Origin of the sequence: Streptosporangium sp. NPDC005286 (genome assembly GCF_040607515.1) — a bacterium.
Taxonomy (GTDB): domain Bacteria; phylum Actinomycetota; class Actinomycetes; order Streptosporangiales; family Streptosporangiaceae; genus Streptosporangium.
This window is the reverse complement of the sequence record NZ_JBEXGU010000091.1, coordinates 31,703-36,633: the sequence shown is the minus strand read 5'-3', so window position 1 is coordinate 36,633 and position 4,931 is coordinate 31,703. Positions and strand designations below refer to the sequence as shown.

Here is a 4,931-nt window from a genome sequence, read left to right as displayed (position 1 = left end):
CATGCGTGTCCCGTGGGGCACGCATGGTCACGGAGGGTGCGGTGATCACCCCGGTGGTGACCGCCCGGTGAGCGGTTCAACCGTGATCAGCCCGATCGTGGCCGGTCGGTCGTGATCGGTCATGACCGTGGGCGGCCGGCCGTGATCAGCTCAGCAGCTCGGCGTTGAGGCTGATCGTCGTGCCCGCGAGGGCCTTGCTCACCGGGCAGTTCGCCTTGGCCTTCTCGGCCGCCTCCTGGAACTGCTCGGCGGTCAGGCCGTCGACCTGGGCGCGGACCGAGATGACGATCCCGGTGATGCCCTCACCCGGCTGGAAGGTCACGTCGGCCTTGGTCTCCACGGTCTGCGGCGGGGTGCCCGCCTGGGCCAGCCCGTGGGACAGGGCCATCGAGAAGCACGAGGAGTGCGCGGCCGCGATGAGCTCCTCCGGGGAGGTCTTGCCGTTTGCCTGCTCGGCGCGCGAGGGCCAGGACACGTCGAACGTGCCCACCCCGGAGGAGTCGAGGGAGACGCTGCCCGCGCCCTCCATCAGCGAGCCCTTCCACTGGGTCGTCGCGGTACGTGTCGTCGCCATGGCGATCATCCTTTCGATCATGAAGAGTCAACCAGGACCGACCCTACTCGCCTCCCCGGAGCCAATGCCCGAACGGCCCCGCAACGCCCGCCGGGGGCGGGTCAGTAGGAGGCGCGCTCGACGAGGACGTCCAGATCCAGGCCGGGGGGGAGCGTGCCGAAGGCGCGGCCCGCGTCGCCGGACAGCCGGGAGACGCAGAAGGCGTCGGCGACGGCCGTCGGCGCCAGCCGGACGAGCAGCGACCCCTGCAGCACCAGGGCCATGTCCTCGGCGACACGCCGGGCGCGGGCCTCGATGTCCGTCGTGTCGTCCAGGGACTTACGCAGACGGTCGACGGCGGCGTCCAGGTGGCGGTCGGCGCCGGAGGCGAGCGAGACCTCGGCGAAGAACGCCTCCTGCGCCTCGGGCTCGCGGCCCAGGGCGCGCAGCACGTCCAGCGCCGCGACGTTCCCCGAGCCCTCCCAGATGCCGTTGAGCGGCGACTCGCGGAACAGCCGGGGCATCTGCGACTCCTCGACGTAGCCGTTGCCGCCCAGGCACTCCAGCGCCTCGGCCGCGTGCGCCGGAGCGCGCTTGCAGACCCAGTACTTGCTCACGGCCAGCGCGGTGCGGCGCAGCGCGGCCTCGGCCCGGTCCCCGGCGATGGCCCGGTCGGTGGCGCCGGCCAGCCGCGTCATCAGGACGGTCGCCGCCTCCGACTCCAGGGACAGGTCGGCCAGCACGTTGCGCATCAGCGGCTGGTCGGCGAGCTTCCTGCCGAACGCGGCGCGGTGCCTGGCGTGGTGGACCGCCCGCGTGACGCCGTACCGCATGCCGGCCGCGGAGCCGATCACGCAGTCCAGCCGGGTCATGTTGACCATCTCCAGGATGGTCCGCACGCCCCGGCCCTCCTCGCCCACCAGGTAGGCCGTCGCGCCGTGGTACTCCACCTCGGCGCTGGCGTTGGACCGGTTGCCCAGCTTCTCCTTCAGCCGCATCAGCTGGACGGCGTTGCGGGTGCCGTCCGGCAGGATCCGGGGGAGCAGGAAGCACGACAGCCCGCCGGGGGCCTGGGCGAGAACCAGGAACACGTCGCACATCGGCGCGGAGTTGAACCACTTGTGCCCGGTCAGCAGGTAGCTTCCGTCGCTCAGCGGCTCGGCGCGGGTGGTGCCGGCCCGCACGTCGGAACCGCCCTGCTTCTCGGTCATCGCCATCCCGGCGAGCACGCCGCGCTTGCCCAGCGGCGGGCGCAGCCCGAAGTCGTAGCTCCGCGAGGCCAGCAGCGGCTCCCACTCGGCGGCGAGCACCGGGCTGTGGCGCAGCGCGGCGATCGACGCGTAGGTCATCGAGATCGGGCAGCCGTGCCCCGCCTCGACCTGGCTCCAGAGATAGAACTTGGCGGCGCGGGCCACGTGCGCGCCCGGCCTGGCGCTCGTCCACGGGGTGGCGTGCATGCCGTTGCCGACGGCGACGGTCATCAGCTCGTGCCAGGCGGGGTGGAACTCCACCTCGTCGATCCGCCGCCCGTACCTGTCGTGGGTGCGCAGCACGGGCGGATGCTCGTTCGCCAGCCGTCCCCACTCCTGGGCCTGCTCGGAACCGGCGAGGAGGCCGAGCCTGCGCAGTTCCCCCGTGGCCCATCCCGCGCCCTCCCGGTCCACGCCGTCCATGAGGGCGGCGTCGGCGGACACGTCGTGCCCGGTGAGCGGATCTGCCTGGTTGAAGACGTCATGGGTCACGTGGGGCCTCCGGTGAACTCATCCGGCCCGTCGCCGGCTCCTATACCTATCTCAACATCCCTCCGGAGGGTTGGTGCACTTAATTGTGGTGCTATGTCCGACTTTCGTGTGGAGTTGGAGGGGGCGGCCTCCGGGAACGGCCTCCCGCCGTACGCGTCCTCCGCCCCGGCGCCGGCCGGGGGGAGTCGCGCGTACGGCTCGCGGTTCAGAGGTTCTTGACCAGGTCGCGGACGTAGTCGTCGTCCTCGTCGCTCTCGGCGAGCACGCGGTCGGCGCCCCGCTGGGCGCGGGCGTCCCCCCGGGTGGCCAGGCCGCGGGTGGCCTCGGCGACAGTGTTCAGATCCTCGTCGTCGAGCCTGGCGGCGAGCGCGTCGCGGATCGGCTCACTGTCCTGCGCCAGACCCGCCAGGCCCATGGTCGCCCAGTCGCGTACCTCCGCGTCGGGGTCCTCGGTCATCGAGATGAGCAGCGCGAGTCCCTCGGCGTGGCCGGCCGGCAGGACGGCGGCCAGCGCGGCGGGGTCGGCCTGGGTGCGGGTCCAGCCGTCGGAGGTGATGATCTCCAGCACCTCGGGCAGGGCACGCGGGTCGGCGTGGTGACCGAGCGCGCCGAGCACCGAGCGCAGCACCCGCTCGTCGCCCTCGGTGGCCGCCATCCGTCGCAGGATCGGCAGCGTCTCCTCCAGGAAGGGCTTCTCGTCCTCGGTGAAGCCGAACTCGGCGAGCACGTCGACGGCGAACTCCCGCTTGCGCGGGTCCTCGCTCGCGCACAGCCGCGCCGCCGCGTCGAAGGTCTCGCCGTCGCCGCGCCGGCTCAGCGAGCTCGCCACGGTCCACCAGGTCTCGGCCTCCTCGTCGATGTCGCGGTAGGGCATCGCCCGCTCGACCATCTCGTCGAAGGGCAGTCGCTCGCCCGTCGCGTCCTCCAGCAGGGTCGCGACGGCCGCGTGCCCGCGCTGGCAGGTGAGCTCGGCCACGCGGGTCCCGTCAGGGCCCACCGCCGCGACGGTCACCAGGTCGGTGCCGTCCGTGGCCCGGCTGCGGCCCACGACGAACTGCGAGCCCTCGGGGGCCTGCTCGGTGACCTGCTCAAGGAGCGCGCTCTCCAGCTGGGTGCCGAGCCAGTCGTAGGCGATGGACAGCGGCGTGTCGCCGTCGCCGTCGGGCCGGTCGGCCTCGGCGCCGGCCTCCAGCAGCGCGCGCACGACACCCAGGGCGCCGCGCCGGGTGGCCAGGGTGAGCGCGGTGTCGCCGCCCTCGTTGGCGTCCTCGGGGTCCGCCCCGGCCGCGAGCAGCGTACGGACGGCATCGGCCCGCCCGTTGGCGGCGGCCCAGAGCACGGCGGTCCACCCGTCGGCCTCCCGCCCGGACACGTCGGCCCCGGCGGCCAGCAGTGCCTCCACGGTCTCGACGCGGTCCCAGGCCGAGGCGGCGCACAGGGGCAGCCCCGCGTCCTGTCCGCCGCTGATCCGGTTGGGGTCGGCTCCGTGGGCCAGCAGTGCGCGCACGACGGCCACGCGCCCCGCGCTCGATGCCAGGTACAGGGCGGTGGGCTCTTCCGCACCGCCGGGGTCGGCGCTCGTCCCGCTCTGCAGCAGCCGCTCGACCCGCTCGGCGTCGTTACCCGTCACCGCGTCCAGGAGTTCTCGGTACATGCCTACGGATCATATTGCCTGCCTTGGCGAGGAGGCCGTACACCGGCCGCGACGCCCGGCGCGGTGCCCCGCGCCGCCGTATGGTGGACGCGGTGCCCGGTGCGGGGGCGTCAGCAGGCCTGGCCTCCTTCTCCAGGCGCACCGCGCTTCCTACCTTCTGGGGATCCTCTATTCAGACAACTCGCGATATGTTGTGAGTCATGAATGATCCCGGGGAAATGCGGGTCTCGGACGCCGAGCGGGAGGCCGCCGTCGAATGGCTGCGGGTCGCCTCCGTCGAGGGACGGCTGACCCTCGGCGAGCTGACCGAGCGCACCGAGGCGGCCTACACCGCCCTCACCCAGGCCGAGCTGGCCGTGCTCACCGCGGACCTGCCAGGTGGCCACCCGGCGCCCGCCCCCGCCTATCCTCCGGCTGAGGCCGAGCGGGGCGGGGCGGCGCGACGCTGGTTCGTGGCGGTGATGGGCAGCTCCAAGCGGCGCGGCACATGGCGGATCGACAAACCGCTCGGTGCCGTCGCCGTGATGGGCGACGTCGTGCTGGACCTGCGCCAGGCCGAGGTCCGCACCGGGGTGGTCGACATCATGGCCACCGCGGTCATGGGCGACGTGAAGATCATCGTCCCGGACGGCGTGGACGTCGAGCTCGACGGCATCGCCATCATGGGGGACAAGAAGGTCCAGGTGATCGAGGCGCCCCCGGGCACGAACGTGCCGATCGTCCGGGTCAAGGCCTATGTCCTCATGGGGGACATCAAGGTGGTCGGAGACTCGCGGGCCAAGCCCCTCAAGAAGAAGTGGGCCGCCTGGCGGGAGCAGTGGGACCAGATGCGCGGCGAGCTGCCCGGTGAGGCACGCCCCCACCAGATCCACCCGCCCCCTCAGCCCTGGAGCTCAGCGCACCCTCCCAGGCCTCCCCGGCCCCCCAGGCCTCCCCGGCTGCCCGGCCACTGACGGCCGTCCCCCACCCGCGCGGTCTCTCA

4 protein-coding genes are annotated in these 4,931 nt (G+C 73.0%); 1 reads left to right on the top strand and 3 read right to left on the bottom strand.

All coding sequences use genetic code 11. From position 1 onward, the window contains the following. Positions 1 to 145 precede the first annotated feature (145 nt). From ABZU75_RS28185 to ABZU75_RS28175, 3 genes are all read right to left on the bottom strand, one after another. A complete protein-coding gene (locus ABZU75_RS28185; RefSeq protein ID WP_343967483.1) occupies positions 146 to 574 on the bottom strand; it encodes an OsmC family protein in 429 nt (142 codons plus the stop codon). A 101-nt stretch (positions 575 to 675) separates the two neighbouring features. Beyond that, positions 676 to 2,295 (bottom strand): isovaleryl-CoA dehydrogenase, encoded by a 1,620-nt coding sequence (locus ABZU75_RS28180; protein WP_355560303.1) that lies wholly within the window; start codon positions 2,293 to 2,295, stop codon positions 676 to 678. Positions 2,296 to 2,500: 205 nt separating this feature from the next. Beyond that, positions 2,501 to 3,949, bottom strand: coding sequence for an ankyrin repeat domain-containing protein (locus tag ABZU75_RS28175; protein WP_355560300.1), 1,449 nt, complete (start codon positions 3,947 to 3,949; stop codon positions 2,501 to 2,503). 200 nt (positions 3,950 to 4,149) lie between these two features. On the opposite strand from ABZU75_RS28175, the gene ABZU75_RS28170 reads away from it, so the two are divergent. Continuing rightward, positions 4,150 to 4,902 (top strand): DUF1707 domain-containing protein, encoded by a 753-nt coding sequence (locus ABZU75_RS28170; protein ID WP_355560297.1) that lies wholly within the window; start codon positions 4,150 to 4,152, stop codon positions 4,900 to 4,902. Positions 4,903 to 4,931 lie beyond the last annotated feature (29 nt).

Bases quoted from the DNA above. Each gene is read 5' to 3' on its own strand.
- ABZU75_RS28175 (WP_355560300.1), bottom strand. From the start codon at position 3,949: ATGTACCGAGAACTCCTGGACGCGGTGACGGGTAACGACGCCGAGCGG.
- ABZU75_RS28170 (WP_355560297.1), top strand. From the start codon at position 4,150: ATGAATGATCCCGGGGAAATGCGGGTCTCGGACGCCGAGCGGGAGGCC.
- ABZU75_RS28185 (WP_343967483.1), bottom strand. From the start codon at position 574: ATGGCGACGACACGTACCGCGACGACCCAGTGGAAGGGCTCGCTGATG.